Raw genomic sequence first — 23939 nt, 5'->3', positions numbered from 1 at the left:
CGCGCAGTTTATAGGAGTACCCCATGATCTTCTCCCCCGTGATCCGCCGCGCCGCCTACGCCCAAGCCCCCCGTTCCGCCGACCAGGCCCTGCAGCGTTTTTTGATGGGTACGCTGGCCGACCCCGCTGCCGCACGTTCTGCAGCAGGCTGCACTGTCACACAGGACGACAAAGCCACCACCTTGCAGCTGGATGTGCCCGGCCTGGCCCGCGAGCAGTTGCAGATCAGCATTGAAGGCAACGTGGTGCGCCTGCAAAGTGTGGAAGGCGCCCCGCGCCAGGTGCAGCGCGCCTGGGAACTGGCCGCTGACATCGACGCCGCCCACAGCAGCGCCAAGCTGGAAAACGGCGTACTGACGCTGACCCTGGCCAAGGTGGAGCCTGCCAGCAAGGCCACAACGCTCACGATCCACTAACTATTGAATTAATAGCTAGAAACGCCCGTACCATAAGCGGTACGGGCGTTTTTCATTCAAATTCTCTTTCCAGACCCGCTGCACTACTCATGCCGCAGCGCATCGATGGGGTCCATGCGGGCAGCGCGCCGTGCCGGGAAGTAGCCAAACACCACGCCAATGCCCGCAGAGAAAAGGAACGACAGCAGATTCACCCCGGGGTTGAAAAGATAGGGCACCCCCATCAGCCCCGACAGCGCGAGCGACGCGCCCGTGGCCAGCACGATGCCGATGAGCCCGCCTAAAGCGGCCAGCACCACGGCCTCGATCAGGAACTGCAGCAGCACCTCGCGCTCCAGCGCGCCAATGGCCAGGCGCAAGCCGATCTCGCGCGTGCGCTCGGTCACGCTCACCAGCATGATGTTCATGATGCCGATGCCGCCCACCAGCAGGCTCACGGCCGCCACGGCGCCCAGCAGCGTGGTCAGCACCTTGGTGGTGCCCGAGAGCGTGTCGGCCAGCTGCTTGGTGTCGAGCACGTTGAAGTTGTCTTCGTCCGAGTCCGACAGCTTGCGCAGCTCGCGCAGCAGTTGGGTGAGGCTGGCCTTCACACGCTCGGGGTCGCTGCCATCCTTCATGGACACCAGCAGCGTGTTCACCCGCGTGTTGCCCGTCACGCGGCGCTGCAGCGTGCGCAGCGGCACCAGCACGGTGTCGTCCTGGTCGTTGCCAAACGCACCCTGCCCTTTGGACGCGAGCACACCCACCACCTCGCACGAAAACGCCTTCACGCGCAGCTGGCCACCCACGGCATCTGCGGTGCCAAACAGCTCGCGCCGCACGGTTTCGCCGATCAGACAGACAGCGGCACCGGCGCGCAACTCCGCGTCAGTAAAGACGCGGCCACTGCGCACGGTCCAGTTGCCGGTCTCCAGCCAGGCGTTGGTGCTGCCGATCACGCTGGTCGTCCAGTTGCGCCCGCCCACCACGGCGGTGGCGCCAGCTCGCGCCTCGGGTGCCACGGCCAGGATGCCGCCGATCTGCTGGGCGATCATGTCGGCATCGGTGTCCTTGAAGGCCGGGGCACCCGAGCCACCGCCGGGCCCCATGCGCTGGCCGGGGCGCACCTGCAGCAGGTTGGTACCCAGGCCCGAGATCTGGTTCTGGATGGCCAGCGTGGCGCCATTGCCCAGCGTGACCATGGTGATCACCGCGCTCACGCCGATCACGATACCCAGAATGGTGAGGAACGAGCGCATGAGATTGCGCCGGATGGAGCGCAGCGCCAGCAGCAGGGTGTTGAGCAGCATCAGTGGCCCCCTGAATCCGAGGCGACCACGGCCGCCGCGGTCGATACCGCAGCAGTGTCCAGGCCCTTGGGGTGCGGGTTGGGGGCATCGCTGTCCACCACCCCATCCACAAACCGCACGATGCGCCGCGCGTACTGCGCCATGTCGGGCTCGTGCGTGACCATCAGCACGGTGATGCCATGGTCCACATTCAGGCGCCAGAGCAGCTCCATGATTTCAAAGCTGCGCTGCGTGTCGAGGTTGCCGGTGGGCTCGTCGGCCAGCAGCACATCGGGCTCGGTGACGATGGCGCGCGCAATGGCCACGCGCTGCTGCTGCCCGCCCGACAGCTCGGCGGGCGTGTGGTGCTCCCAGCCCGTGAGGCCCACAGCCGCCAGCGCGCGCGCCGCCGCCGCATGGCGCGCCGCAGCGGACTCGCCCCGGTACAGCAGGGGCAGTTCCACATTCTCTTGCGCCGAGGTGCGCGCCAGCAGGTTGAAGCCCTGGAACACAAAGCCAAAGTAGCGCCGCCGCAGCCGTGCCCGCTCGTCGCGCGAGAGCGACTCCACATGCACGCCCTTGAACAGGTATTCGCCCGTGGTGGGCCGGTCCAGGCAGCCCAGCGTGTTCATGGCCGTGGACTTGCCCGAGCCGCTGGGGCCCATGATGGCCACAAAGTCGCCCTGCGCAATGTCGAGATGAACGCCCTTGAGCGCCTGAAAGGCCAGCGCCCCTTCGCCATAGACTTTGGTCACGCCACGCAGGCGGATGATGGGGATGTCGCCCGCCACGCTCATGGCTTGGCCCCAGCCGCGCGCTGGTCGGTGATCACGGCCATGCCGGGCGTGAGGCCGTCGCCGGTGACCTCGGTATGGCGGCCATCGCTGATGCCCACCTGCACGGTGAAGGGCTTGGCGGCACCGTCCTGCAGCACCCACACCTGCCGCGTCTTGCCCGCGCCATCGCCCGCCTCGCCCCCCGCACCCGGTTTGCGTGGGCCCGAGCCAGACCGTGGCATGCGCGGCATGAGCTGCGACATGATCCCGCCGCTACTGCTGCTGCCGCCCGATGCAGCAGGCTTGGCACCACCGGCACCCGGCTTGGCCTCTACCCCGGCAGCCTGCGCAGGCGTGAAGCGCAGCGCCGTGTTGGGCACCAGCAGCACATCCTTGCGCTCGGTGGAGGTGATGGTGGCCGCCGCCGTCATGCCGGGGCGCAGGCTCATGTCACTGTTATTTACTTCCAGCCAGGTGATGTAGGTCACCACGTTGTCTGTCTTGGTGGAGCCAAACGACACGCGCGTGACCTGGGCCGGGTAGCGGCGCGAAGGGTAGGCGCTGACCGTAAAGCTCGCGTCCTGTCCCACCTTGACCGAGCCCACATCGGCCTCGTCCACGCTCACATCCAGCCGCAGCCGCGTGAGGTCTTCGGCCACGGTGAACAGCGTAACCGCTTGCAGCGATGCGGCCACCGCGTTGCCAGGCTCCACCGTGCGGGTCAGCACCACGCCGTCGATAGGCGAGCGGATGGAGGCCTTGGACAAATTGGTCTCGTCGGTGGACAGCGCAGCGCGTGCGTCCTCGACCGTGGCGCCGGCACTGGTTTCGTCGGCGCGGGCGCGGTCCAGCGTGGCGCGGCCTGCGTCCAGCTCGGAGGCCGAGGGCACCTTACCGCCGGACAGGCGGGCCACCTCTTCGAGCCGGCCAAAGTTGGCAATGGCCTCTTTGGTGGTGGCCACGGCCTGTGCCAGGCGCGCCCGCGCCGACGCCAGCGATGCGCGCGAGCGCAGCACCTGCGATTCAAGCTTGGCGGTGTCCAGCTCCACCAGCAGCTGCCCCTTCTTGACCTTGTCGTTCACATCCACCAGCACGTTGCGCACGGTGCCCGACAGCTCGCTGCCAATGGTGACCGAGCGCGTGGGCTGCAGCGTGCCGTTGGCCGACACGGTGAGTGTGAGATTGCCCCGGCGCAGCTCTTCGGTGACATAGGTGGGTGCAGTGCTGGCGCTCTGGCGCGATTGCCAGGCATACAAGCCACCGCCCACCACCACGAGCGCTACCACCCCCAGCCACACAGTAGTGCGCTGCCACCAGCGGCGCGGACGGTCAGCCCCCAGCAAGGCGCTCAGGTCGGAGGGGGCGGCTTTGGCGGGTGCAGAAGAAGCGGAGGTGTCGGTATTTGGCATGGGGCGTGAATCAGAAAATGGGGGCTGACAGGCAATGGTGTGGGCGTGTGGAAGGGCTTGTCAGCTGTTCATTCGGCTACCGCCCAGCCGCCGCCCAGCGCCTTGTAGAGGCGCACATGGTCTGCCGCAACGGCAGCGGTGGTGGTGGCCACGCTCTCTTGCGTGGACAGCAACGTGCGCTGGGTCTCCAGCACCGCCTGAAAGTCGATCAGCCCACTGCTGTAGCGCTGCTGTGCCAGCAGCGCGGCGTTGCGGGCGGCGTCTGCGGCGGCCGTCAGTCGCTCCAGCTTTTCACGATCGCCACGCAAGGCTACCAGCGCGTTCTCCACATCCTGCAGGGCCGTGAGGACGGTGGCTTCGTAGGCCACACGGGCCTGCTCCAGCGCTGCAGACTGCACGCGCACCTGCGCGCGGGCGGCGCCGCCATCCAGCAGCGGGATGGACACGCTGCCCAGCAAGGCACTGGTTACCGCACTGCCACCCGACAACGCACCCAGCGTGAGGGCGCGCAGGCCCAGCGAGCCACCGAGGGAGAAGCTGGGGTAGCGCGCTGCATCGGCCTGCGACAAGCGCGCCAGGGCGGCCGCAATGCGTTGCTCGGCCGCACGCACATCGGGCCGCTGGCGCAGCGTCTCGGCCGGGATCGCCAGGGCGAGCTCTGCGGTCGGCTGAGGCACAGGGGCACTGGCGGCCAGGGTAGCGTCGAGCGCGCCGGGCACCTGGCCCGTCAGCACGGCCAGGCTGTAGCGCGACTGCGCCAGGCTGGCTTCCAGGCTGGGAATCTGCGCGGCGGTCTGCTCGGCCGCTGCACGGGCCTGCTCGGTGACGAGCGAGGTGGTCAGCCCCGCCTGCAGGCGCCACTGCGTGAGCTGCAGGGTCTCCTGCTGGCTGGCCAAGTTGCTGCGCGCAATGGCCAGGCGCTGCTGCAGCCCGCGCAGCTCGATGTAGTTGACGGCCACCTCGGCCGACAGCGACACCTGCACGTCGGCCAGGCTGGCCTCTGCCGCGCGCGCATCGGCCTCGCTGGCGCTCACGCCGCTGCGCAGGCGGCCAAACACATCGGGCTCCCAGCTCGCATCAAAGCCAGCCTGGAAACTGTTGCCCGTGCTGTTGCTGGCCCGGCTGCGCTGCGCCGAGGCGGATGCGCCCACGCTGGGCAGCAGCCCGGCCGACTGCACATCCACCTGGGCACGTGCTTGCTGCAACGCGGCCTGGGCAGTGCGCACGCTGGTGTTGGCGCGCAAGGCTTGCTCGACCAGCGTGGTGAGCACTGCATCGTCAAACCGCTGCCACCACTGGGCGAGGGATGTAGTTGCAGCCGCTTGCGAGGCACCGTTACCTCCCGAAGACCAAGCCGAGGGAACGGCCACCTGGGGCAAGGTGTCGTCGGTGGGTGCCAGGCTGGCACACCCGGTGGCGAGCAGCACGCACACAATCAGGGCCGTTTGCCTCCACGGCGCAGCGCGCACAACGTGCGCTGTGCGAGCGGTGGGAGCGCCTGGAGAGGCCGGTGGGAGAAAACGCATGGGCAATGGCTACGCAGGGGAAAACCCCATTGTGAGCAGCGATTGCGCAGCCAAGGTACCGACTGGGTCAAGCCCGCGTAAAGAATTGATGCAAGTCAACGATCACTGGGCGGTCGCGCCGACGCAGCCTGCACCTCAAACACATGGGCCTGCAGTGCCGCACAACGGGCACAGCCCGCCTGTGGGCCAGGTCGTCGATCAGTGCGCGCGCAGCGACTGGTCGCGCAGCAACACCACCGGCGCAAAAGCCCGGGCCCGGTATTCGCTGGGGCTGCAGCCCACATGCGCGCGGAACGCCCGGCTGAAATGCGCGCTGTTGCTGAAGCCCCAGGACAGCGCAATGTCGGTGACCGAGCGCTGCGCGTGCGCCGGGTGGCGCAGGTCGCGCAGGCAGGCCTCCAGGCGGCGGCGCTGGATCATGGCGGCCAGGGTTTCCTCGTCATCGGCCACCGCGTTGTACAGATGCCGCTTGCTGCAGTTGAGCGCCTGGGCCATGCGGTCAATGGTGAGATCGGGGTCGCCCAGGTGGCGGTCGATGTACTGGCTGATGCGGTCACGCAGCGCCTCGCGCTGCGACAGCAGGCTTTGCTGGCCGTTGCGCTCCAGCAGCGACAGCTGCACCAGGTGCGTGATCACATCGGCCACGCCATCGGCGGCCACGTCGGACATGGTGGGCAGCTCGGCAAACGCGGCGCGCATGGTGTCCCACGCGAGGCGCGACACGCCCGTGGTGCCCGAGAAGCGCTGCACCATCAGGTCATCGAGCTTGAGCTTGCGCTCGGGCAGCTGCTCCTTGGGAATCATCAGCACCATCTGCCGCACGGCCTCGGGGTTGCTCACGGCGTAGGCGCGCGTGGTGTCGTACACGCTCCACTCGCCGGGCGACAGCCACACCTGGCGGCCGTTCTGCTCAAAGCAGGCGCGCCCTTCGAGCTGCGCCACCACCTTGATGTAGGCCCGGTCGCTGCCCCGGATGAGGCTGGGGGTGCGCACCACGCGGTGGCGGCTCACATCCAGCTGGCACAGGTTCACATAGCCCGCCTGGCCCGAGGTGATGTGGCCCGCAAAGGCATCGTCGCCAAACGCATCGGACTCCAGCCCGCCAATGAGGCGCCACACCGCGTCGCCCCACAGGTGCAGGCGGTCGCGCGCGGGCACGGCGTCGGTGGATACCTCGGTCAATGATTGGGCCATGGTGTCTCCAGGCAGTTGGGCGCAAGCCGGATCGTTATGCCCCTGAATTATCCGGGGCCCCGTTACCCCGTGCCACCGAGGGAAATCCGGGTAAACCCGCTGCCGCCTGCACGCTGAGGCAAGCGTTTTGTGCACGCTCAGCGCAGCGCGCTGGGGCCCGTCTCCCTACGATTCTTGGCACGGCGTGCACCACGCAGGCCCCATCCGAGGAGACACACAATGACAGCACACCAACCCTCCAAGCGCCAGTGGATCAAAGGCGCCGCCGCCACGGTCGGCACCCTGGCCGTGGCCCCCCAGCTGTGGGCCCAGGGCAGCAGCGCAGCGCCCATCCGCATTGGCTATGCGATTGCCCGCACAGGCCCCTGGGCGGCCGGCGCGCAGGTGAGCCAGGAGCCCAACTACCTGTTGTGGGCCGAGCAGGTGAACGCGGCGGGCGGGCTGAGCGTGAAGGGCACCAAGCGCCCCATCGAACTCATCGGCTACGACGACCGCAGCGAGACGGAAACCTGTGTGCGCACCTACGAAAAGCTGATGGGCAGCGACAAGGTGGACCTGATCCTGCCGCCCTGGGGCTCGGGCGCCAACTTCGCCATCGCGCCGCTGGCCAACCGCTTTGGCTACCCGCTGCTGGCGCCCACGGCGCTGTCGCGCAAGCTGATCGACATGAACCTGCCCTACTTCTTCTCGCTGCTGCAGCAGCCCGACAAGATGATGGGCGCGCTGGTGGACATGCTGGTGGCCAACAACGTCAAAACCATTGCCATCGTCTACATGGACGACCTGTTTGGTCTGGAGAACTTTGCCGCGCTGAACAACGCGCTCAAGAAGACCAGCATCCAGGTGCTGGAGCGCAAGAGCTACCCGCTGGGCGTGAAGGACCTGGCCCCCGTGCTGCGCGGTATCAAGGACCAGAACCCCGACGCCTTCATCGGCATCACCTACCCGCCCGACACCATCCTGGCCAGCCGCCAGGCGCGCGAGGTGGGGCTGAACCCCAAGTTCTTTTACGCCTCGGTGGGCACGGCCTTCCAGCTCTACAAGAACGTGATGCAGGCCAACACCGAGGGCGTGATCGGCATGGGCTCGTGGAGCGTGAAGACCAGCCCCGAGGCCAAGGCCTACTTCGACGCCCACGTGAAGAAATTCAACAAGGAACCCGACCGCTGGGCCAGCGGCCACGCCTGGGCGGGCCTGCAGATCCTGCAGCAAGCCGTGGAAAAGGCGGGCCTGGACCGCAAGGCGCTGCGCGAGCACATCGCCAAGAACGAGTTCCAGACCATCCTGGGCGGCATCCGCTTCCAGGGCAGCGAAAACGCATCCATCCCCGGCACGGTGAGCCAGTGGCAAGGCAACGACTTTGAGGTGGTGTGGCCCAAGGACCGGGCCACGGCGCAGTTGAACACCAGTAAACCTGCGTGGAAATAACAAAGTGTCTTTGACCTCCTGGGCCGAACTGGTCGCCAGTGGCCTTATTACCGGCGGCATCTATGCGCTGGTGGCCATGGGCCTGAACCTGCAATACGGGCTGATGCGCATCATGAACATCTCGCACGGCGAGTTTCTGATGCTCGGCGCGTTTCTGACCTGGTGGGCGCACACGGCCACAGGCATCTCGCCGCTGCTGCTCATGCCGCTAGCGTTCATTGCGCTGTTTGTGCTGGGCGTGGTGGTGCATGCGCTGTGCTTCAAACGCCTGGCGGCTCGCGCACCGAATGTGGACGTGTTCGAGGCGCGCAGCCTGATGGTGGGCTTCGGCCTGATGTTCCTGGTGCAGAACACCGCCCTGTTGATCTGGGGCGGCGACCTGCGCGGCTATGAATACCTGTCCGACCCGGTGCAGATTGCGGGCATGCGCTTCACCGAGAACAAGCTGGTGCTGTTCGGCGTGGCGCTGGCGCTGTCGGCCGCGCTGATCGCGCTGCTCAAGCTCACGCTGCTGGGCAAGGCCGTGCGGGCACTGATGCAGTCGCCCACGGGCGCGCAGTTGGTGGGCATCAACACCCGGCGCCTGCATCCCATGATGTTTGGCATTGGACTGGGCCTGTCGGGCGTGGCGGGTGCGCTGCTGTCCATGACGTATGAGATTTCTCCGTCGATGGGTGAGCCCTACACCGTGACGGCGCTGATCGTGATCACGCTGGGCGGCTTTGGCAGCCTGGCAGGCAGTCTGGCCGGCGGCCTGCTGCTGGGCGTGGTCGAGGCGCTGGGTATGCATTTCAGCAGCCCGTCTCTCAAGATGCTGCTGAGTTACGCGGTATTCATCGGCGTGCTGATCTGGCGCCCCAACGGCCTCTTTTCCAAAAAATGAAATCTCTCCATTCCAACAAGCCCTGGCTCGCACTGGCAGCGGGGTTAGCCGTGGTCGCCACCTTGCCCTGGCTGGTGTCCGAGTTCGCCACCTCGGTGCTGCTCAGCTGCCTGATGTACATCGCGCTGGCCACCAGCTGGTCGCTGTTTTGCGGCGCAACGCGCTACCTCTCACTTGCCACGTCGGCCTTCTTTGGCATTGGTGCGTACACCAGCGCCACGCTGCTGGGCGTGCTGCCCTGGCCGCTGGTGATTCTGAGCGGCGCACTGATCGCCACCATCGTGGCCGTGGTGATGGGCGCGGCCGTGCTGCACCTTCGCGGCACCTACTTTGCGGTGCTGACCTTTGGCATGACGGAGCTGATCCGCCACGCGGTGACCTTTGTCGAAAAGCAGGTGTCGGGCACCGTGGGCCGCGTGCTCACGGTGGTGCCCAGCAACGAGACCGTGTACCTCACGGTGCTGCTGATCGCGGCGGCGGCCATTGCCACCGCCATTGCCATCCAGTGCAGCCGGTTTGGCCTCGCACTGGCAGGCATCGGCGCCGACGAGCAGCGCGCGCAGACCCTGGGCGTGGACACGCGCCTGGCCAAGATCGCGGGCTTCGGCATCACCGCCGCCTTTGCGGGCGCCGTAGGCGCGGCCATGGCCGTGCGCTGGACCTACATCGAGCCCGCAGCCGTGTTCAGCCCCTTCATCGGCTTCCAGACGGTGCTGATCGCGTTGATTGGCGGCGCGACCAGCATTGGCGGCCCCATCCTCGCAGCCATCGTGTTCAGCCTGCTGGCCGAAACCCTGCGCCTGCAGCTGCCCTACGGCTACATGATGGTGCTGGGCCTGCTGCTGATTCTGTGCGTGATGTACTTGCCCAATGGCCTGGCCACGCTGTGGCAACGGCGCAAGCCTGCTGCGGAGGTGCACCATGGCTGAAGCCCTGTTGACCATTGACAGCGTGACCGTGCGCTTTGGCGGCCTGACTGCCGTGGATGGCGTGAGCGCCACGCTGCACACGGGCGAGCTGATCGGCATCATCGGCCCCAACGGTGCGGGCAAGACCACGTTCTTCAACGCCATCTCGGGCGTGCAGCCGCCTACCTCGGGCACGCTGCACTGTGGTGCCGACAACCTGACCGGCAAGGGCCCGCACCACTATGCAGCCCACGGTATTGCCCGCACCTTCCAGACGCCGCGCGTGTTCCCCGACATGACGGTGCGCGACAACGTGCGCTTTGGCATGCAGTTCGCAGGCCGCCACCGCCAGGGGCCCGAGGGCCTGCGCAGCGAGGGCGAGATCCTGGCCATGCTGGGCCTGGCGCACCTGGCCGACCGCCCTGCCGCCGATGTGACGCCGTCGCAGCAGCGCCTGCTGGAGATCGGCATGGCCCTGGGCACACGCCCGCGCCTGTTGTTGCTCGACGAGGTGGCTGCGGGCCTGACAGAGGCCGAGGTGGACGCCATGGCCCAGCGCATCCGCCGCCTGCGCGATGACTGGGGCCTGACCGTGGTGTGGATCGAGCATGCGGTGACCACGCTGCTCAAGTACGTGGAGCGTGTGCTGGTTCTGCACCAGGGCCGCAAGATTGCCTACGGCACGCCCGCCGAAGTGGTGCGCGACCCGCACGTGATCGAGGCCTATCTGGGTGACGAAATGACAGCCACCAGCGAAGGAGCCACGGCATGAGCGGCGCACACCTCACCGTGCAGAACCTGACCACGGGCTACCACGGCTTTCAGGTGCTGCAGGACCTGGCACTGGAAGCCGCGCCCGGCATCACCGTCATCGTCGGCCCCAACGGCGCGGGCAAGACCACGCTGCTCAAGGCGTTGGCGGGCCTGCTGCCGCGCCAAGGCACGGTGACGCTCGACGGCCAGGCCGTGCCTGCAATGAACGCCACGGCCTGCGTGCAACGCGGCCTGGCGTTGGTCGCCGAAGGTCGCCAGCTTTTTCCGCAGATGACGGTGACCGAGAACCTGGAGCTGGGCGGCTGGCTGGTGCCATCGCGGGTGCGCGCCGAGCGGTTGCACCAGGCGTTTGAAGACTTTCCCCGCCTCAAGGAACGCGCCACACAGCTAGCCGGCACCATGAGCGGCGGCGAGCAGCAGATGGTGGCCGTGGCCCGCGCCATGATGAGCGGCCCGCGCCTGTTGATGCTGGACGAGCCCTCGCTGGGCCTGGCGCCGCGCATGGTCGATGAGCTGCTAGCCATCGTGCAGCGCATTGCCGCGCAGGGCGTGACCGTGCTCATGGTGGAGCAGAACGTGCGCAAGGCACTGCAGATCGCGCAGCGCGGCTATGTGCTGGAGCGAGGACGCATCGTGGCGTCTGGCGCAGCCTCTGACTTGCTGCAGTCCGACGTGGTTCGACAAGCCTACCTGGGCGTGACCTGAATACCTCTTTCCCCCTTTTTTATCTGTTCTTTTTCAGGAGCTTTCAATGACTGCCATTTCCATGCTGATCAACGGCGAGCGCGTGCAAGCCACTGGCGGTGCCACGTTTGAGCGCCGCAACCCGCTCGACGGATCGGTCGCCACCACCGCCCCAGCAGCCAGCGTGGCCGACGCCAAGGCCGCTGCCGACGCGGCTGCCAAGGCCTTCCCGGCCTGGTCGGCCCTGGGCCCCAACGCGCGCCGCGCGCTGCTGCTCAAGGCCGCACACGCGCTGGAGGCCCGCACGGCCGACTTTGCTGTGGCCATGGCGGCGGAGACGGGAGCATCCGGCATGTGGGCGGGCTTCAACGTGCACCTGGCCGCTGGCCTGCTGCAAGAAGCCGCCGCGCTGACCACGCAGATTGCGGGCGAGGTGATTCCGTCCGACGTGCCCGGCAGCCTGGCCATGGGCGTGCGCCAGGCAGCGGGTGTGGTGCTGGGCATTGCACCGTGGAACGCCCCCGTCATCCTGGGCGTGCGCGCTATCGCCACGCCGCTGGCGTGTGGCAACACGGTGATCCTGAAGGGGTCGGAGCTGTGCCCCGCCACGCATGGCCTCATCATCGAGGCGCTGCAGGAGGCCGGTTTGCCTGCCGGGGTGGTGAACTTTGTGACCAACGCACCCGCCGATGCCGGTGCCGTGGTCGAGGCCATCGTGTCCCACCCGGCAGTGCGCCGCATCAACTTCACCGGCTCCACCAAGGTGGGCCGCATCATTGCGCAGACCTGCGCCAAGTACCTCAAGCCCGTGGTGCTGGAACTGGGCGGCAAGGCCCCCCTGCTGGTGCTGGATGACGCGGACATCGACGCCGCTGTCGCAGGCACCGTGTTCGGCGCATTCGCCAACTCGGGCCAAATCTGCATGTCCACCGAACGCATCATCGTGGACAACGCCGTGGCCGACGAGTTCGTGGCGAAGCTCGGCGCGCGTGCCCAATCCCTGCCCCTGGGCGACCCACGCAAGGGCCCGGTGGTGCTGGGATCGGTGGTGGACATGACCACGGTGCACCGCTGCAACGCGATGATCGACGACGCGCTGGCCAAGGGTGCAAAACTGGTGTGTGGCGGCAAGAGCGACAGCACGCTGATGCAGGCCACGGTGCTCGACCATGTGACGGCCGAGATGGACATCTACCGCGAAGAATCGTTCGGCCCCGTCAAGCCCGTGGTGCGCGTGAACGGCGTCGAGGAAGCCATTGCCTGCGCCAACGACAACGAGTTTGGCCTGTCCTCCGCCGTGTTCAGCCGCGATGTGGCCAAGGCCTGGAACGTGGCCGCGCGCATCGAGTCGGGCATCTGCCACATCAACGGCCCCACGGTGCACGACGAAGGGCAGATGCCGTTTGGTGGCGTGAAAAGTTCGGGCTATGGCCGCTTTGGCGGCATGGCGGGCGTGCGCGAGTTCACGGAATTGCGCTGGATCACAGTGCAGACCACTCCCCGCCACTACCCCTTCTGAAGTTCAAAAAAGACAGCTGCTGGCGCTCTCTAGACAAGCGCTAGCGGCCATTTTTCGCTCAAACATCAAACTGTGATCGCATCCAGCGGCCAGCGTGGCTTCACGTCAAACGCATAGTCGGCGTTGGCCTGCTGCTGCCCAGCCTGCAACCGCATGGCTGCAGCCATGGCAATCATGGCGCCGTTGTCGGTGCACAGGTGCAGCTCAGGGTAGTGCACCCGCACCTTGGCCGCGGCGCAGGCCGCATTGAGTTGCGCACGCAGATGCCGGTTGGCCCCTACGCCACCGGCGACCACCACACGTTTCAGACCGGTCTGCTTGAGCGCAGCCAGCGTCTTCTTCACCAGCACTTCGACAATCGCAGCCTCGGTGCTCGCCGCTAGGTCGGCCTTGCGTGCCTCCAGCTCATCGCCCAGCTTCTTGGCCTGCGTGAGCACCGCTGTCTTGAGCCCGGCAAAAGAGAAGTCGAGATTGCCACTGTGCAGCAGAGGGCGTGGCAGCTTGAAGGCCGTGGCATCGCCCTGCTCAGCCAAGCGCGACAGCGCAGGGCCACCGGGGTAGCCCAGGCCCATGAGCTTGGCGGACTTGTCGAACGCCTCGCCAGCCGCATCGTCAATGGTCTCACCCAGGATCTCGTAGCGGCCCACGCCATCCACCCGCATCAGCTGCGTGTGGCCGCCCGAGACGAGCAGGGCCACAAAAGGGAACTCTGGCGGGTCGGCGCTGAGGAAGGGCGACAGCAGATGCCCCTCCAGGTGGTGCACACCCAGCACCGGCTTGTCCAGTGCAGCGCCCAACGCGCACGCCACGCCCGCCCCCACCAGTAGCGCACCCGCCAGGCCCGGCCCGCGGGTGTAGGCCACCACGTCCACATCGGCCAGCGACTGGCCGGACTCGGTCAGCACCTGCGTGGCCAGCGGCAGCACACGTCGGATGTGGTCACGGCTGGCCAGCTCGGGCACCACGCCACCGTAGGCCTGGTGCATCTCAATCTGGCTGTGCAGCGCGTGCGATAGCAACGTGGGCACGGCATTGCCCGTGGAACGGACCAACGCCACGCCCGTTTCGTCGCACGAAGATTCAATACCGAGGATCAGCAAACTCATGCCCCGAGTGTAAAACCCGGCCCCGTTCAGGGTCGGATGCAAAAACCCCTGCTGGCAGTCGCCAGCAGGGGTTGTGCGGATGGATAGCGCCTGCCGACGCGGCGGCTTGCTTACCAGCGGTCCGAACGCATGCGCAGTTCCCAGCTTCCGCTGCGCAGTTCATACACGCCCACGGCGCCGTAGCGCTGTTCGCCCTTGTCGTCCCAGGTCATGGTGCCGATCACGGGCGCATAGCCGTTGATGCTGTGCATGGCCTTGGTGATCGCTTTCGGATCTGCCGACTTGGCCTTCTGGATGGCGGCTGACAGCACATAGGTGCTGTCGTAGCTGTAGTGGCCGCCATAGGCCGGGGGCTTCTTGTAGGCCTCGATGTACTTTTCGAGGAAGGGCTTGCCGGTGGTGAACTCCTTGGCTTCCAGTACGGGCGATGTGGCGTAGACGCCTTCGACCATGCCCATGGCCTTGGTCATGTCGGTGGTCTTGATGGTGTCCCCGCCCAGCAGGCTGACCTTGGTGTGGTCCACCTTGCGCAGGGCTTCGAGCAGAGCCAGGGCCTGAAAGTCGTTGAGGGTGGACACGATGACCTCGACCTTGGCGGCCTTCAGCTCGCCAGCCAGTTCGTCGAAAGCCACCGTCTTGTCGTCAAACGACTTGCGCACCACCACTTCCTTCTTTTCAGCCTTGAGCTGCTCGGCAGCACCGTCGGCCAGGCCCTTGCCGTAAGGCGTGCCATCGTCCAGCGCAGCGTAGCGGGCGGCACCCAGCTGTGTGGCGGCAAACGAGCCGATAGCGCGCGCCTGCAAGGTGTCATTGGCCACCATGCGGAAGGTGGTTGGGAAGCCGAGTTGCGTGAACTTGGGGTTGGTGGAGATGGCGATCTGGGCGATGTCCTTGGCGGCGTAAATCGGAGCCGTCTCAATGCTCACCCCCGAATTCAGGTGCCCGATCACCGCCACCACGCCCGAGTCCACCAGCTGCTGCGCCACGGTCTTGCCGGTGGCGGCGTCGGCCTTGTCGTCCACCGACACCACCTCCAGCGTCACACGCTTGCCGTCCACGGTGTAGCCACCCTTGTTCAGTTCTGCCACGGCCAGGTTGACGCCGTTGAGCAAATCCTGCCCCAGCGCGCCCAAGGGGCCGGAGAGGGGCTGGGCCACGCCGATCTTGATGGTGTCGGGCACCTTGCTGCAGCCTGTCAGCACCAGCAGCGCGGATACCGCCACGGTGGTCAGGGCCAAGCCGGCAGAGATACGCCGCCGGTCAATGTGCTTGTTCATGCAAATCCTCTTGAATGGGTCAATGTGACCAGATGTATATGCGATGCGACCGGGTAGCTGCTATCGGGTATGCCCTGCCCATCGACAAACTATTAGCAAGTTTCAGGCCTTGGAAGCTGCCGCAACCTGCTGCCAGCCTTCAGCCCCGGAACGCACCGCTTCGATGCACCATTTTGTGGCGTAAAAATTGCTTATGCTCCTGGGTATGAACGAGTCTCTGCGCATCGTGGTGGTTGCCCCGGATCTGGCAGTCGCCGACCCCGCCGACGAACACGCCGTACTTCAGGCGGAACGGTCGCGGGCGCTGCGCATTGGGTTGCTGGAGAACAACTTCAACCTGGTGGCCACCCTGCCTGCCGATGTCTTCCTGAGCGAGCGCATCGCCCAGCTGCAGCCCGACCTCATCATCGTGGACGCCGAAAGCGAGGCGCGCGACGCGCTCGAACATGTGGTGATGGCCACGCGCGACGAGCGGCGCCCCATCGTGATGTTCACCAACGACGAGGACACCTCGCACGTGAAGGACGCGGTGGCGGCGGGCGTGTCGGCCTACATCGTGGCGGGCCTGGCGCCCCAGCGCATCCGCCCCATTCTGGACGTGGCCATGGCGCGCTTCCAGCACGAACAGGCGCTGCGCGCCGAGCTGGCCGACGCCAAGACCGAACTCAAGGACCGCAAGACCATCGACCGCGCCAAGGGACTGCTCATGCAGCGCCAGGGCCTGAGCGAACAGGCCGCGTACGAGAAACTGCGCAAGACCGCCATGGACAAGGGCCTCAAGCTCGTGGACGTGGCCCAGCGCATGCTCGATGTGATGGATCTGCTGGGGTAGGCAGGTGACATCCCCCTGAGGCGCTGCGCGCCTTCCCCCTTCTCTCGAATCGCTGCCGCGATTCGGGAAGGGGGACGATGCCCTCGCTGCGGGGCGGCCCTTGCTTGGCATCCTTCGCCTAGGCCAAGCCCAGCTCAACCAGCTTCTCCCAGATGGTGCGCCGCACAAACGCAGTGCAGCCAGCGCGCATGCACCAACCCTGACCGTCGCAGGCCAAAAAAGGCCGTTTGCGCCTTTCCAGCATGCCTAGGCAGCTATCAAAAGCATAGTAATGGTGGCGCCAAACTGGCGAAAACAGGCTGGCACGCTGCTTGCATTAACCCTGGCAAGACCAAAGACGGTCCCACCACTGACAGCACTGACCCAATGGCGGGCCGGTGCTGACACAAGGCCCCCCAATGGGCTTTGCCATGGACAAAGGCGTCCCTCTCCGAAGCTCGTTTGCGCATGCAACCAGGCCAGGGGAGGACGCCTTTTTTGTTTTCTAACGCACCGAGGAACCGCCCCATGACCGATCTGTTGAAAACCAGCCTCAACCGCCGCACCGTGCTGCAGGCCGCCACCGTGGGCGCAGTGGGCGTGAGCCCGGCACTGCGTGCCCTGGTGCACGCCCAGGGCTCGGACGCCCCCGAGAAGAAGGAAGTGAAGATTGGCTTCATCCCGCTGACCGACTGCGCCAGCGTGGTGATGGCCTCGGTGCTGGGCTTTGACAAGAAGTATGGCGTGACCATCATCCCCACCAAGGAAGCATCGTGGGCCGGTGTGCGCGACAAGCTGGTGAATGGCGAACTCGACTTTGCCCACGTGCTGTATGGCCTGGTGTACGGCGTGCACATGGGCACGGCCGGCCCCAAGAAGGACATGGCCGTTCTGATGAGCCTGAACAACAACGGCCAGGCGATCACGCTGTCCAAGGCACTGGCCGACAAGGGCGCGGTGGATGGCCCGTCCCTGGCCAAGTTCATGGCCGCCAACAAGCGCGAGTACACCTTCGCAGGCACCTTCCCGACCGGCACCCACGCGATGTGGATGCACTACTGGTTGGCCGCCGCCGGCATCAACCCGCTGTCGGGCGCCAAGCTGATCACCGTGCCGCCACCCCAGATGGTGGCCAACATGCGCGTGGGCAACATGGATGGCTTCTGCGTGGGCGAACCCTGGAACCACCGCGCCATCATGGATGGCATCGGAGTGACCGCCAACACCACCCAGGACATCTGGAAGGACCACCCCGAGAAGGTGCTGGGCACCTCGGCCGATTTCGTCAAGAAGAACCCCAACACCACCCGCGCCGTGATGATGGCCGTGCTGGAAGCCAGCCAGTGGATTGACGCCAGCCTGTCCAACAAAATGAAGATGGCCGAAACGGTGGCCCAGAAGTCCTACATCAACACCAGCGTGGACGCCATCAACCAGCGCATCCTGGGCCGCTACCAGAACGGCATGGGTAAGACCTGGGACGATCCCAACCACATGAAATTCTTCAACGACGGCGCGGTGAACTTCCCCTACCTGTCGGACGGCATGTGGTTCCTGACGCAGCACAAGCGCTGGGGTTTGATCAAGAGCCACCCCGATTACCTGGCCGTGGCCAAAGAGATCAACCAGGTGGACCTGTACAAGTCGGTTGCCAGCGCCATGAAGATCAACGTGCCCAAGGACCCGATGCGCACCGCCAAGCTCATGGACGGCGTGGTGTGGGACGGCAAAGACCCCGCCAAGTACGCCGACAGCTTCAAGATCAAGGCGTAAGCGCCCTGCCCCGCCCACCCTGCCAAGGAGAACACCATGGTCAGTGCCGTCTTTCACTCCCCGTTGGATGCAGCCCCCGTGGTTGCACAGAACGCTATGAATAATGTAGCTATCAACGCTTCACCAGCAAGCGCCAGAATCCAAAAACAGTCCAAAGCCGAAACAACGGCGAGCCCCGCCCCTGCCAGTCGCGACTGGGCGGCCCTGTCGCGCAGTTTCTGGACGGCGGTGCTGCCGCCGCTCTGTGGCCTGGGCCTGCTCATCGGTCTGTGGGCGGTGGTATCCACCACCACGGGCGGCAGCATCCCCAGCCCGGTGGAGACCTGGAAGCAGGCGCTGGAAATCTTCAGCAACCCGTTCTACCGCAATGGCCCCAATGACCAGGGCGTGGGCTGGAATGTGCTGATGTCGCTGGAGCGCGTGGCCGTGGGCTTTGGCATGGCGGCGCTGGTGGGCATTCCGGCAGGCTTCGTGATCGGACGGTTCAACTTCCTGTCGCGCATGTTCAACCCGCTCATCAGCCTGCTGCGGCCGGTGTCGCCGCTGGCCTGGCTGCCGATCGGCCTGCTGGTCTTCAAGGGCGCCAACCCCGCCGCCATCTGGACCATCTTCATCTGCTCCATCTGGCCCATGATCATCAACACCGCCGTGGGCGTGCAGCGTGTGCCGCAGGACTACATGAACGTGGCCCGCGTGCTGAACCTGAGCGAATGGAAGATCGCCACCAAGATCCTCTTCCCCGCCGTGCTGCCCTACATGCTGACCGGCGTGCGCCTGGCCGTGGGCACCGCATGGCTGGTGATCGTAGCTGCCGAGATGCTGACCGGCGGCGTGGGCATTGGCTTCTGGGTGTGGGACGAGTGGAACAACCTCAACGTCAAGAACATCATCATCGCCATCTTCGTGATCGGCATCGTCGGGCTGGTGCTGGAGTTTGCGCTCATCAAGCTGGCCACCGCATTTACGTTTGAAGAGGTGAAAGCATGAACACGACCACCACGGCAGCATCCACACACCCCTCCATGAGCACCAAGTTCATCGAAGTCCACGGCGTCGAACAGACCTTCAAGACGGCCAAGGGCCTGTTCCCCGCGCTGCGCGACATCAACCTGACGATTGCCAAGGGCGAGTTCGTAGCGCTGATCGGCCACTCGGGCTGCGGCAAGTCCACGCTCTTGAATCTGATCGCCGGGCTGACCACGCCCACCAACGGTGCGCTGCTGTGTGCCAACAAGGAGATCAAGGGCCCAGGCCCCGAGCGCGCCGTGGTGTTCCAGAACCACTCGCTGCTGCCCTGGCTCACCTGCTTCGACAACATCTACCTGGCCGTGGAGCGCGTGTTCGGTGACAAGGAAACCAAGGCCCAGCTCAAGGCCCGCACCGACGCCGCACTGGCCCTGGTGGGCCTCACGCCCGCTGGACAAAAACGCCCCGGTGAAATCTCTGGCGGCATGAAGCAGCGCGTGGGCATTGCCCGGGCACTCTCCATGGAGCCCCAGGTGCTGCTGATGGACGAGCCCTTTGGCGCGCTGGACGCCTTGACCCGCGCCAAGCTGCAGGACGAATTGCTGGAAATCGTCGCACGCACCCAAAGCACCGTGGTCATGGTGACCCACGACGTGGACGAGGCCGTGCTGCTGTCCGACAAGATCGTGATGATGACCAACGGCCCGGCCGCGACGATTGGCGAAGTGCTGACCGTCGACCTGCCCCACCCCCGCAAACGCGTGGAGCTGGCCGAAGACCCGCAGTACGTGCACTACCGCAAGGCGGTGATCGATTTCTTGTACACCCGCCAGGGGCACGTCGAAAAAGCAGCTTGAACCGCTGGGCTCCAGGCCCGACAACACGGCAAATCAAAAGGGCTCTGACCAGATCGGTCAGAGCCCTTTTTCGTTTTGTCCCCATGGCAGGGCCGTCGCACGCGCGCAACCCCAGGCCAGCGCCCCCGCGCAAGGGACGCCCCGCCGCGCTGGGGCGTCCCCCTTCCCGAATCGCGCAGCGATTCGAGAGAAGGGGGAAGGCGCGCAGCGCCTCAGGGGGATGTACTCTAGTGACTTCCAGTGATGTACTGCTCCAGCTGTTCAATGATGAATTTCTGCTCGGAGATGATGTCCTTGACCAAGTCCCCGATCGAGATCATGCCCACGAGTTTGCCGTTGTTGTCCACCACTGGCAGGTGGCGCAGGCGGCCGGTACTCATGATCTGCATGCACTGCTCGCTGGTCTGCTCGGGCCGCACAAAGCGTACCGAGGTGGTCATCACATCGCGCGCCAGCGTGGCGGCTGACGTGCGGCCCAGCAGGGCGATCTTTCGCGCGTAATCGCGCTCCGTGAAGATGCCCACGATGGCATCCCCCTCGGTAACCACCAGGGCGCCGATGCCCTTGTCGGCCATGAGCTTGAGCGCATCGAACACCGACGCCGTGGGCGCAATGGTGTGGACAGTGGCGTCCGGTTTGGACTGAAGAATTTTGGCGACTACGGTCATGGAACCTCCCTCGTAACACCTGGAACAGGTACAGAGAGATTTCAGCCCATAAGCCCAACGGGCGCAAGCCGCGCAAGCCCGATTTCTCCCCCTTTTGGGCCCGGTGTGGCAACAGCGATGCATATGTTTCGACCCTGTTGCATTCAGCCGAACCCGAAACAAACTGAAAAGAACCGAAACGGCGACGAGACGACGCCGCAGCGCCGGCCGGGCACGATACAGCCCATGTCCAACGCACTTCCAAAGGAATCAACGCCCACCCTTCTTGCCTCGGATCGATCGCTTGCGACCGGCTGCGGGCCTGAGATTCTTCTCATCGGCCACAGGCAGGAAACAAGCGTCCAGATTGTTTCCAAAACTGGAACAGTTAGTTTGCGACCAGCTGGTTTTTCTTCATCCACCTGCGGCGTACAGTTCATCCCATCGATGAGCCGAACCCGCAAGGCGACTCACCGAACCCGGTGCGAAGCACGTTGTTTTTGATCTTCGCTCCGGCTTTTTTGAGACGCTTTTTTTAACTTCAAGGACTTTCATCATGAACAACACTGCACGTTTTCTCTCTATCGCCGCTGTGGCTGCTTTCGCTTCTTTGGGTGCCCAGGCTGACGAAGCTGATGGTTCGCAATTTGCCCTGAAATTCGACACGAACCGCACCCGTGCCGAAGTGGTTGCCGAAGCCGCCGCCGCAGTCCAAATGCGCAGCCAGGAGCCAGCAGGCTCCCGCGTGGTGACCTACAAGTCCACGGTAGACCGCGCTGCAGTGCGTGCCGAAGCTGCCGCACAAGCCATGCGCACTGGCCGCGTGGGCCCCGCTGAAGGCGGTTGATTCACCTTTTTGAATCCACTGCTTCGCGCTTCACGTATTCCAGACACCTCGTCCCCATTTGTTGAATTTCACAGGAGTTTCACCATGAACAAGACCGCACGTTTCCTCTCCATCGCTGCTGTTGCCGCTTTCGCTTCCTTCGGTGCCCAGGCTGACGAAGCCGATGCATCGCAATTCGCCACGAAGTTCGAAACCAGCCGCACCCGCGCTGAAGTGATGGCTGAAGCCTCCACCGTGCCCCAGACCAGCGGCGCCATCCCCGTCGGTTCGCGTGCTCTGGTCTACACCTCCACGGCTGACCGCAATGCAGTGAACGCTCAGGCTGTGGACGCGCTGCGCACCGGCAAGATCTCTTCCGGCGAAATCGGTTCGCTGTAATTTGCCGGGTCTGCGCCGTGGCGCAGACCCTGAATTGCAAATGCAAAAAGGCCGAGGCCCCGCATGGGGCCTCGGCCTTTTCTATTGCCGGGGCTGAGCCCCGTCAACAAGCGTTGGTTTACTTGCCAGCCCGTGCCTGCGCCACGGCGCCCTGCACATCCTTCCACAGGCTTTCACCCACATTGGCAGCGATGCTCGCGTTCACGGCGCTGAGCTTTTCGCGCATGCGGTTGGCTTCGGCGGCAGGCAGTTCGTTCACCTGCATGCCTTTGCCCTTGAGGTCGGCCAGCGCCTTGTCGGCCTCGGCACGTGTGTCCTGGCGTTCGAAGTCGCGGCTCTTCTTGGCGGCGTCGAGCAGCACCTTCTGCTCGGCCTTCGACAGGCCGTCCCAGTACTTCTTGCTCACCAGCACGATCCAGGGGCTGTAGACGTGGTTGGTCACGGTGAGGTACTTCTGCACCTCATAGAACTTGCTCGACAGGATGGTGTTGTAGGGGTTCTCCTGGCCGTCCACCGTCTTGGTTTCGAGCGCGGTGAAGAGTTCGGAGAACGGCAGCGGCACCGCGTTGGCACCCAGGGTCTTGAAGCTGTCGAGGAACACGTTGTTCTGCATCACGCGCAGCTTGATGCCGTCCATGTCTTCCAGCTTGTTGACGGGGCGCTTGCTGTTGGTGAGGTTGCGAAAGCCGTTCTCCCAGTACACCAGGCCCACCAGGCCTTTTTCCTGCAGCTTGTCCATCACCTTCTGGCCCACGGGGCCATCCAGCACCACGTCGGCTTCCTTGGCGTTGTTGAACAGGAAGGGCGTGTCCCAGATCGCCATTTCTTTGGTGATGCCGACCAGCGTGGCGGTGGAGCCCACCATCATCTCCTGCGCGCCACCGATCAGGGCCTGCTGCATTTGCACGTCCGAACCCAGCGCGGCGGCGCCGATGGCGCGCACCTTCATCTTGCCGCCCGAGGCTTTTTCGACCTCTTCGGCAAACAGCTTGGTGGCGCGGCCCTGGTTGGACACCTCGTTGAGGCCATAGCCAAAACGGATGATGCGCGGCTTGATGTCTTGCGCAGCGACCTGGAACGAGCAGGTGATGGCGGCCACCGACAGGGCGGCGAGCAGGGTACGGCGGAAAGTTTTCATGGTTGTCTCCATTGGCGAAGGAAAGAAAGGCACGGGAAAAGAGGGCGCAGCATCGTCAACGCATCCACAGAACCGGAGCGGTCACGATCTGCGGAAACACGACCAGCAGTGCCAGGATCAGCACGTAGGTGAAGAGGAACGGGTTCACGCCCTTGATCACGCTGTGCATCGAGATGCGCCCCACCCCGGCCACCACATTGAGCACCGTGCCCACGGGCGGCGTGATGAGGCCGATGGCGCCGTTGAGCACAAACATCAGGCCGAAGTACACCGGGTCGATCCCCGCCTTGACGGCGATGGGCAGCATCACGGGCGCAAAGATCAGGATGGTGGGCGTGAGGTCCAGCGCCGTGCCGATGAGCACCAGCACGATCATCATCACGGCCATCAACAGGCGCGGGTTCTCCACCAGCGGGCCCAGCCAGCTGGTCAGCACATTGGGCAGGTCGGCCAGCGTGATCATGTAGCTGGCCACCTGGGCGCCTGCGCACAAGAACATCACGATGGAAGTCGTCTTGGCCGCACGCACCAGCACGCCATAGATGTCCGCCAGCTTCATCTCGCGGTGGATGAAAAGTGCCACCGCCAGCGCATAGAACGCGGCCACCACGGCGGCCTCGGTGGGGGTGAAAACCCCCGTCTTCATGCCGCCGATGATGATGAGCGGCATCAGCATGGCCCAGAAGGCGCGTGCCGTGGCGCGCAAGCGGTCCTTGGCGGGCAAGGGTTCGCCCTTAGGCAGATCCAAGCCGCGCAGCACCCAGCGCCAGGCAAAGATAAGGCCCGCGCCCATCATCAAGCCAGGCACGATGCCCGACACAAACAGCGCCGAGATCGAGGTGTTGGTCGTCACGCCATAAATCACGAACGGCATGGACGGCGGAATGATGGGCGCAATGATCCCGCCCGAGGCGATCAGCCCTGCCGAGGTGTTCATCGGGTAGCCCTGCTGGCGCATCATGGGCAGCAGGATGGTGGCGAGGGCTGCCGTGTCGGCCAGGGCCGACCCGCTCATGCTGGCCATCAGCACCGCAGCGCCGATGGCTACATAACCCAGCCCACCCCGGATATGCCCCACCCATGCCTGCGCCATGTCGATGATGCGACGGCTGATGCCGCCTGAGTTCATCAGCTCACCGGCCAGGATGAAGAATGGCACGGCCAGCAGCGGAAAGCTGTCCACCCCGGCCACGAGGTTCTGCGCGAGCAATTGCGTGTCGAAAAAATCCAGCACCCAGGCCATGCCAGCGCCAGTGAGCACCAGGGCCAGGCCCATGTTCATGCCGGTGCCCATCAGCACCAGCATGCCCAGCGAAAAAACGATAAAAGCCTGCGCTTCGGGTCCCATGGCCAT

At 65.2% G+C, this 23939-nt stretch carries 23 protein-coding genes; 13 read left to right on the top strand and 10 right to left on the bottom strand.

Features of this window, described 5'->3' with window-relative positions:
* Positions 1–23 precede the first annotated feature (23 nt).
* Positions 24–416 (top strand): Hsp20/alpha crystallin family protein, encoded by a 393-nt coding sequence (locus C8C94_RS01265; RefSeq protein WP_121419427.1) that lies wholly within the window; start codon positions 24–26, stop codon positions 414–416.
* 83 nt (positions 417–499) lie between these two features.
* On the opposite strand, the gene C8C94_RS01260 is transcribed toward C8C94_RS01265, so the two are convergent.
* The 5 genes from C8C94_RS01260 to C8C94_RS01240 form a co-directional block, all read right to left on the bottom strand.
* Complete coding sequence (locus C8C94_RS01260) at positions 500–1705, bottom strand: ABC transporter permease (RefSeq protein ID WP_121419426.1); 1206 nt, start codon at positions 1703–1705, stop codon at positions 500–502.
* Positions 1705–2481: an ABC transporter ATP-binding protein gene (locus C8C94_RS01255; RefSeq protein WP_121419425.1), complete on the bottom strand. Its 777-nt coding sequence runs from the start codon at positions 2479–2481 to the stop codon at positions 1705–1707. Before C8C94_RS01255 ends, C8C94_RS01260 begins: the two co-directional genes overlap by 1 nt.
* Positions 2478–3869, bottom strand: a complete 1392-nt coding sequence (locus C8C94_RS01250; RefSeq protein ID WP_121419424.1) for an efflux RND transporter periplasmic adaptor subunit — start codon at positions 3867–3869, stop codon at positions 2478–2480. The genes C8C94_RS01255 and C8C94_RS01250 overlap by 4 nt, the downstream gene beginning before the upstream one ends.
* A gap of 68 nt (positions 3870–3937) precedes the next feature.
* A complete protein-coding gene (locus C8C94_RS01245) occupies positions 3938–5296 on the bottom strand; it encodes an efflux transporter outer membrane subunit (RefSeq protein ID WP_199731158.1) in 1359 nt (452 codons plus the stop codon).
* A gap of 297 nt (positions 5297–5593) precedes the next feature.
* Positions 5594–6589, bottom strand: coding sequence for a helix-turn-helix domain-containing protein (locus C8C94_RS01240; protein WP_121419423.1), 996 nt, complete (start codon positions 6587–6589; stop codon positions 5594–5596).
* A gap of 219 nt (positions 6590–6808) precedes the next feature.
* Here C8C94_RS01240 and C8C94_RS01235 point away from each other — a divergent pair, with 219 nt between their 5' ends.
* The 6 genes from C8C94_RS01235 to C8C94_RS01210 are packed head-to-tail and all read left to right on the top strand — an operon-like array spanning position 6809 to position 12785.
* Positions 6809–8017 carry an amino acid ABC transporter substrate-binding protein gene (locus tag C8C94_RS01235; protein WP_121419422.1) on the top strand — a complete coding sequence of 403 codons (1209 nt, stop codon included), beginning with the start codon at positions 6809–6811 and terminating at the stop codon, positions 8015–8017.
* Positions 8018–8021: 4 nt separating this feature from the next.
* Complete coding sequence (locus C8C94_RS01230; RefSeq protein WP_121419421.1) at positions 8022–8900, top strand: branched-chain amino acid ABC transporter permease; 879 nt, start codon at positions 8022–8024, stop codon at positions 8898–8900.
* Entirely contained in the window at positions 8897–9829 is a 933-nt protein-coding gene (locus C8C94_RS01225; protein WP_121419420.1) for a branched-chain amino acid ABC transporter permease, read from the top strand. Before C8C94_RS01230 ends, C8C94_RS01225 begins: the two co-directional genes overlap by 4 nt.
* Positions 9822–10580 carry an ABC transporter ATP-binding protein gene (locus C8C94_RS01220; protein WP_121419419.1) on the top strand — a complete coding sequence of 253 codons (759 nt, stop codon included), beginning with the start codon at positions 9822–9824 and terminating at the stop codon, positions 10578–10580. The genes C8C94_RS01225 and C8C94_RS01220 overlap by 8 nt, the downstream gene beginning before the upstream one ends.
* A complete protein-coding gene (locus C8C94_RS01215; protein ID WP_121419418.1) occupies positions 10577–11287 on the top strand; it encodes an ABC transporter ATP-binding protein in 711 nt (236 codons plus the stop codon). The genes C8C94_RS01220 and C8C94_RS01215 overlap by 4 nt, the downstream gene beginning before the upstream one ends.
* Before the next feature lie 46 nt (positions 11288–11333).
* On the top strand, positions 11334–12785 hold the full coding sequence (locus tag C8C94_RS01210) for an aldehyde dehydrogenase (RefSeq protein WP_121419417.1): 1452 nt from the start codon (positions 11334–11336) through the stop codon (positions 12783–12785).
* 65 nt (positions 12786–12850) lie between these two features.
* Here C8C94_RS01210 and tsaD read toward each other — a convergent pair whose 3' ends face one another.
* Entirely contained in the window at positions 12851–13891 is a 1041-nt protein-coding gene (gene tsaD / locus C8C94_RS01205) for a tRNA (adenosine(37)-N6)-threonylcarbamoyltransferase complex transferase subunit TsaD (RefSeq protein ID WP_121419416.1), read from the bottom strand.
* Between the two features lie 110 nt (positions 13892–14001).
* Positions 14002–15168, bottom strand: coding sequence for a branched-chain amino acid ABC transporter substrate-binding protein (locus tag C8C94_RS01200; RefSeq protein WP_121419415.1), 1167 nt, complete (start codon positions 15166–15168; stop codon positions 14002–14004).
* A gap of 205 nt (positions 15169–15373) precedes the next feature.
* Here C8C94_RS01200 and C8C94_RS01195 point away from each other — a divergent pair, with 205 nt between their 5' ends.
* From C8C94_RS01195 to C8C94_RS01180, 4 genes are all read left to right on the top strand, one after another.
* Entirely contained in the window at positions 15374–16000 is a 627-nt protein-coding gene (locus C8C94_RS01195; protein ID WP_121419414.1) for an ANTAR domain-containing response regulator, read from the top strand.
* 507 nt (positions 16001–16507) lie between these two features.
* A complete protein-coding gene (locus C8C94_RS01190; protein ID WP_121419413.1) occupies positions 16508–17752 on the top strand; it encodes a CmpA/NrtA family ABC transporter substrate-binding protein in 1245 nt (414 codons plus the stop codon).
* 36 nt (positions 17753–17788) lie between these two features.
* Positions 17789–18739, top strand: coding sequence for a nitrate ABC transporter permease (gene ntrB / locus C8C94_RS01185; protein WP_121419412.1), 951 nt, complete (start codon positions 17789–17791; stop codon positions 18737–18739).
* The gene (locus C8C94_RS01180; RefSeq protein ID WP_121419411.1) at positions 18736–19575 is read left to right on the top strand and encodes an ABC transporter ATP-binding protein; all 840 of its coding nucleotides are present in this window, start codon (positions 18736–18738) and stop codon (positions 19573–19575) included. The genes ntrB and C8C94_RS01180 overlap by 4 nt, the downstream gene beginning before the upstream one ends.
* 227 nt (positions 19576–19802) lie before the next feature.
* Here C8C94_RS01180 and C8C94_RS01175 read toward each other — a convergent pair whose 3' ends face one another.
* Positions 19803–20243 carry a CBS domain-containing protein gene (locus tag C8C94_RS01175; RefSeq protein WP_121419410.1) on the bottom strand — a complete coding sequence of 147 codons (441 nt, stop codon included), beginning with the start codon at positions 20241–20243 and terminating at the stop codon, positions 19803–19805.
* 535 nt (positions 20244–20778) lie between these two features.
* On the opposite strand from C8C94_RS01175, the gene C8C94_RS01170 reads away from it, so the two are divergent.
* Both C8C94_RS01170 and C8C94_RS01165 read left to right on the top strand, forming a co-directional pair.
* Positions 20779–21069, top strand: coding sequence for a DUF4148 domain-containing protein (locus tag C8C94_RS01170; protein ID WP_121419409.1), 291 nt, complete (start codon positions 20779–20781; stop codon positions 21067–21069).
* Between the two features lie 84 nt (positions 21070–21153).
* A complete protein-coding gene (locus C8C94_RS01165; RefSeq protein WP_055400235.1) occupies positions 21154–21447 on the top strand; it encodes a hypothetical protein in 294 nt (97 codons plus the stop codon).
* A 118-nt stretch (positions 21448–21565) separates the two neighbouring features.
* On the opposite strand, the gene C8C94_RS01160 is transcribed toward C8C94_RS01165, so the two are convergent.
* Together C8C94_RS01160 and C8C94_RS01155 are read right to left on the bottom strand one after the other, a co-directional pair.
* A complete protein-coding gene (locus tag C8C94_RS01160; RefSeq protein WP_121422628.1) occupies positions 21566–22585 on the bottom strand; it encodes a TRAP transporter substrate-binding protein in 1020 nt (339 codons plus the stop codon).
* A 55-nt stretch (positions 22586–22640) separates the two neighbouring features.
* Positions 22641–23933 (bottom strand): TRAP transporter large permease, encoded by a 1293-nt coding sequence (locus tag C8C94_RS01155; RefSeq protein WP_121422627.1) that lies wholly within the window; start codon positions 23931–23933, stop codon positions 22641–22643.
* Positions 23934–23939: the final 6 nt, after the last annotated feature.

Source organism: Acidovorax sp. 94 (assembly GCF_003634645.1).
GTDB classification, from domain to species: Bacteria; Pseudomonadota; Gammaproteobacteria; order Burkholderiales; family Burkholderiaceae_C; genus Acidovorax; species Acidovorax facilis.
This window is presented reverse-complemented; position numbering and strand designations above follow the sequence as displayed.

Excerpts from the sequence above, each read along its gene's own strand:
- C8C94_RS01160 (WP_121422628.1), bottom strand. The coding sequence starts at position 22,585 with ATGAAAACTTTCCGCCGTACCCTGCTCGCCGCCCTGTCGGTGGCCGCC.
- C8C94_RS01190 (WP_121419413.1), top strand. The coding sequence starts at position 16,508 with ATGACCGATCTGTTGAAAACCAGCCTCAACCGCCGCACCGTGCTGCAG.
- C8C94_RS01215 (WP_121419418.1), top strand. The coding sequence starts at position 10,577 with ATGAGCGGCGCACACCTCACCGTGCAGAACCTGACCACGGGCTACCAC.
- C8C94_RS01210 (WP_121419417.1), top strand. The coding sequence starts at position 11,334 with ATGACTGCCATTTCCATGCTGATCAACGGCGAGCGCGTGCAAGCCACT.
- C8C94_RS01175 (WP_121419410.1), bottom strand. The coding sequence starts at position 20,243 with ATGACCGTAGTCGCCAAAATTCTTCAGTCCAAACCGGACGCCACTGTC.
- C8C94_RS01165 (WP_055400235.1), top strand. The coding sequence starts at position 21,154 with ATGAACAAGACCGCACGTTTCCTCTCCATCGCTGCTGTTGCCGCTTTC.
- C8C94_RS01240 (WP_121419423.1), bottom strand. The coding sequence starts at position 6,589 with ATGGCCCAATCATTGACCGAGGTATCCACCGACGCCGTGCCCGCGCGC.
- C8C94_RS01200 (WP_121419415.1), bottom strand. The coding sequence starts at position 15,168 with ATGAACAAGCACATTGACCGGCGGCGTATCTCTGCCGGCTTGGCCCTG.
- C8C94_RS01170 (WP_121419409.1), top strand. The coding sequence starts at position 20,779 with ATGAACAACACTGCACGTTTTCTCTCTATCGCCGCTGTGGCTGCTTTC.
- C8C94_RS01195 (WP_121419414.1), top strand. The coding sequence starts at position 15,374 with ATGAACGAGTCTCTGCGCATCGTGGTGGTTGCCCCGGATCTGGCAGTC.
- tsaD (WP_121419416.1), bottom strand. The coding sequence starts at position 13,891 with ATGAGTTTGCTGATCCTCGGTATTGAATCTTCGTGCGACGAAACGGGC.
- C8C94_RS01250 (WP_121419424.1), bottom strand. The coding sequence starts at position 3,869 with ATGCCAAATACCGACACCTCCGCTTCTTCTGCACCCGCCAAAGCCGCC.
- C8C94_RS01265 (WP_121419427.1), top strand. The coding sequence starts at position 24 with ATGATCTTCTCCCCCGTGATCCGCCGCGCCGCCTACGCCCAAGCCCCC.
- C8C94_RS01180 (WP_121419411.1), top strand. The coding sequence starts at position 18,736 with ATGAACACGACCACCACGGCAGCATCCACACACCCCTCCATGAGCACC.
- C8C94_RS01260 (WP_121419426.1), bottom strand. The coding sequence starts at position 1,705 with ATGCTGCTCAACACCCTGCTGCTGGCGCTGCGCTCCATCCGGCGCAAT.
- C8C94_RS01220 (WP_121419419.1), top strand. The coding sequence starts at position 9,822 with ATGGCTGAAGCCCTGTTGACCATTGACAGCGTGACCGTGCGCTTTGGC.
- C8C94_RS01255 (WP_121419425.1), bottom strand. The coding sequence starts at position 2,481 with ATGAGCGTGGCGGGCGACATCCCCATCATCCGCCTGCGTGGCGTGACC.
- C8C94_RS01235 (WP_121419422.1), top strand. The coding sequence starts at position 6,809 with ATGACAGCACACCAACCCTCCAAGCGCCAGTGGATCAAAGGCGCCGCC.
- ntrB (WP_121419412.1), top strand. The coding sequence starts at position 17,789 with ATGGTCAGTGCCGTCTTTCACTCCCCGTTGGATGCAGCCCCCGTGGTT.
- C8C94_RS01155 (WP_121422627.1), bottom strand. The coding sequence starts at position 23,933 with ATGGGACCCGAAGCGCAGGCTTTTATCGTTTTTTCGCTGGGCATGCTG.
- C8C94_RS01225 (WP_121419420.1), top strand. The coding sequence starts at position 8,897 with ATGAAATCTCTCCATTCCAACAAGCCCTGGCTCGCACTGGCAGCGGGG.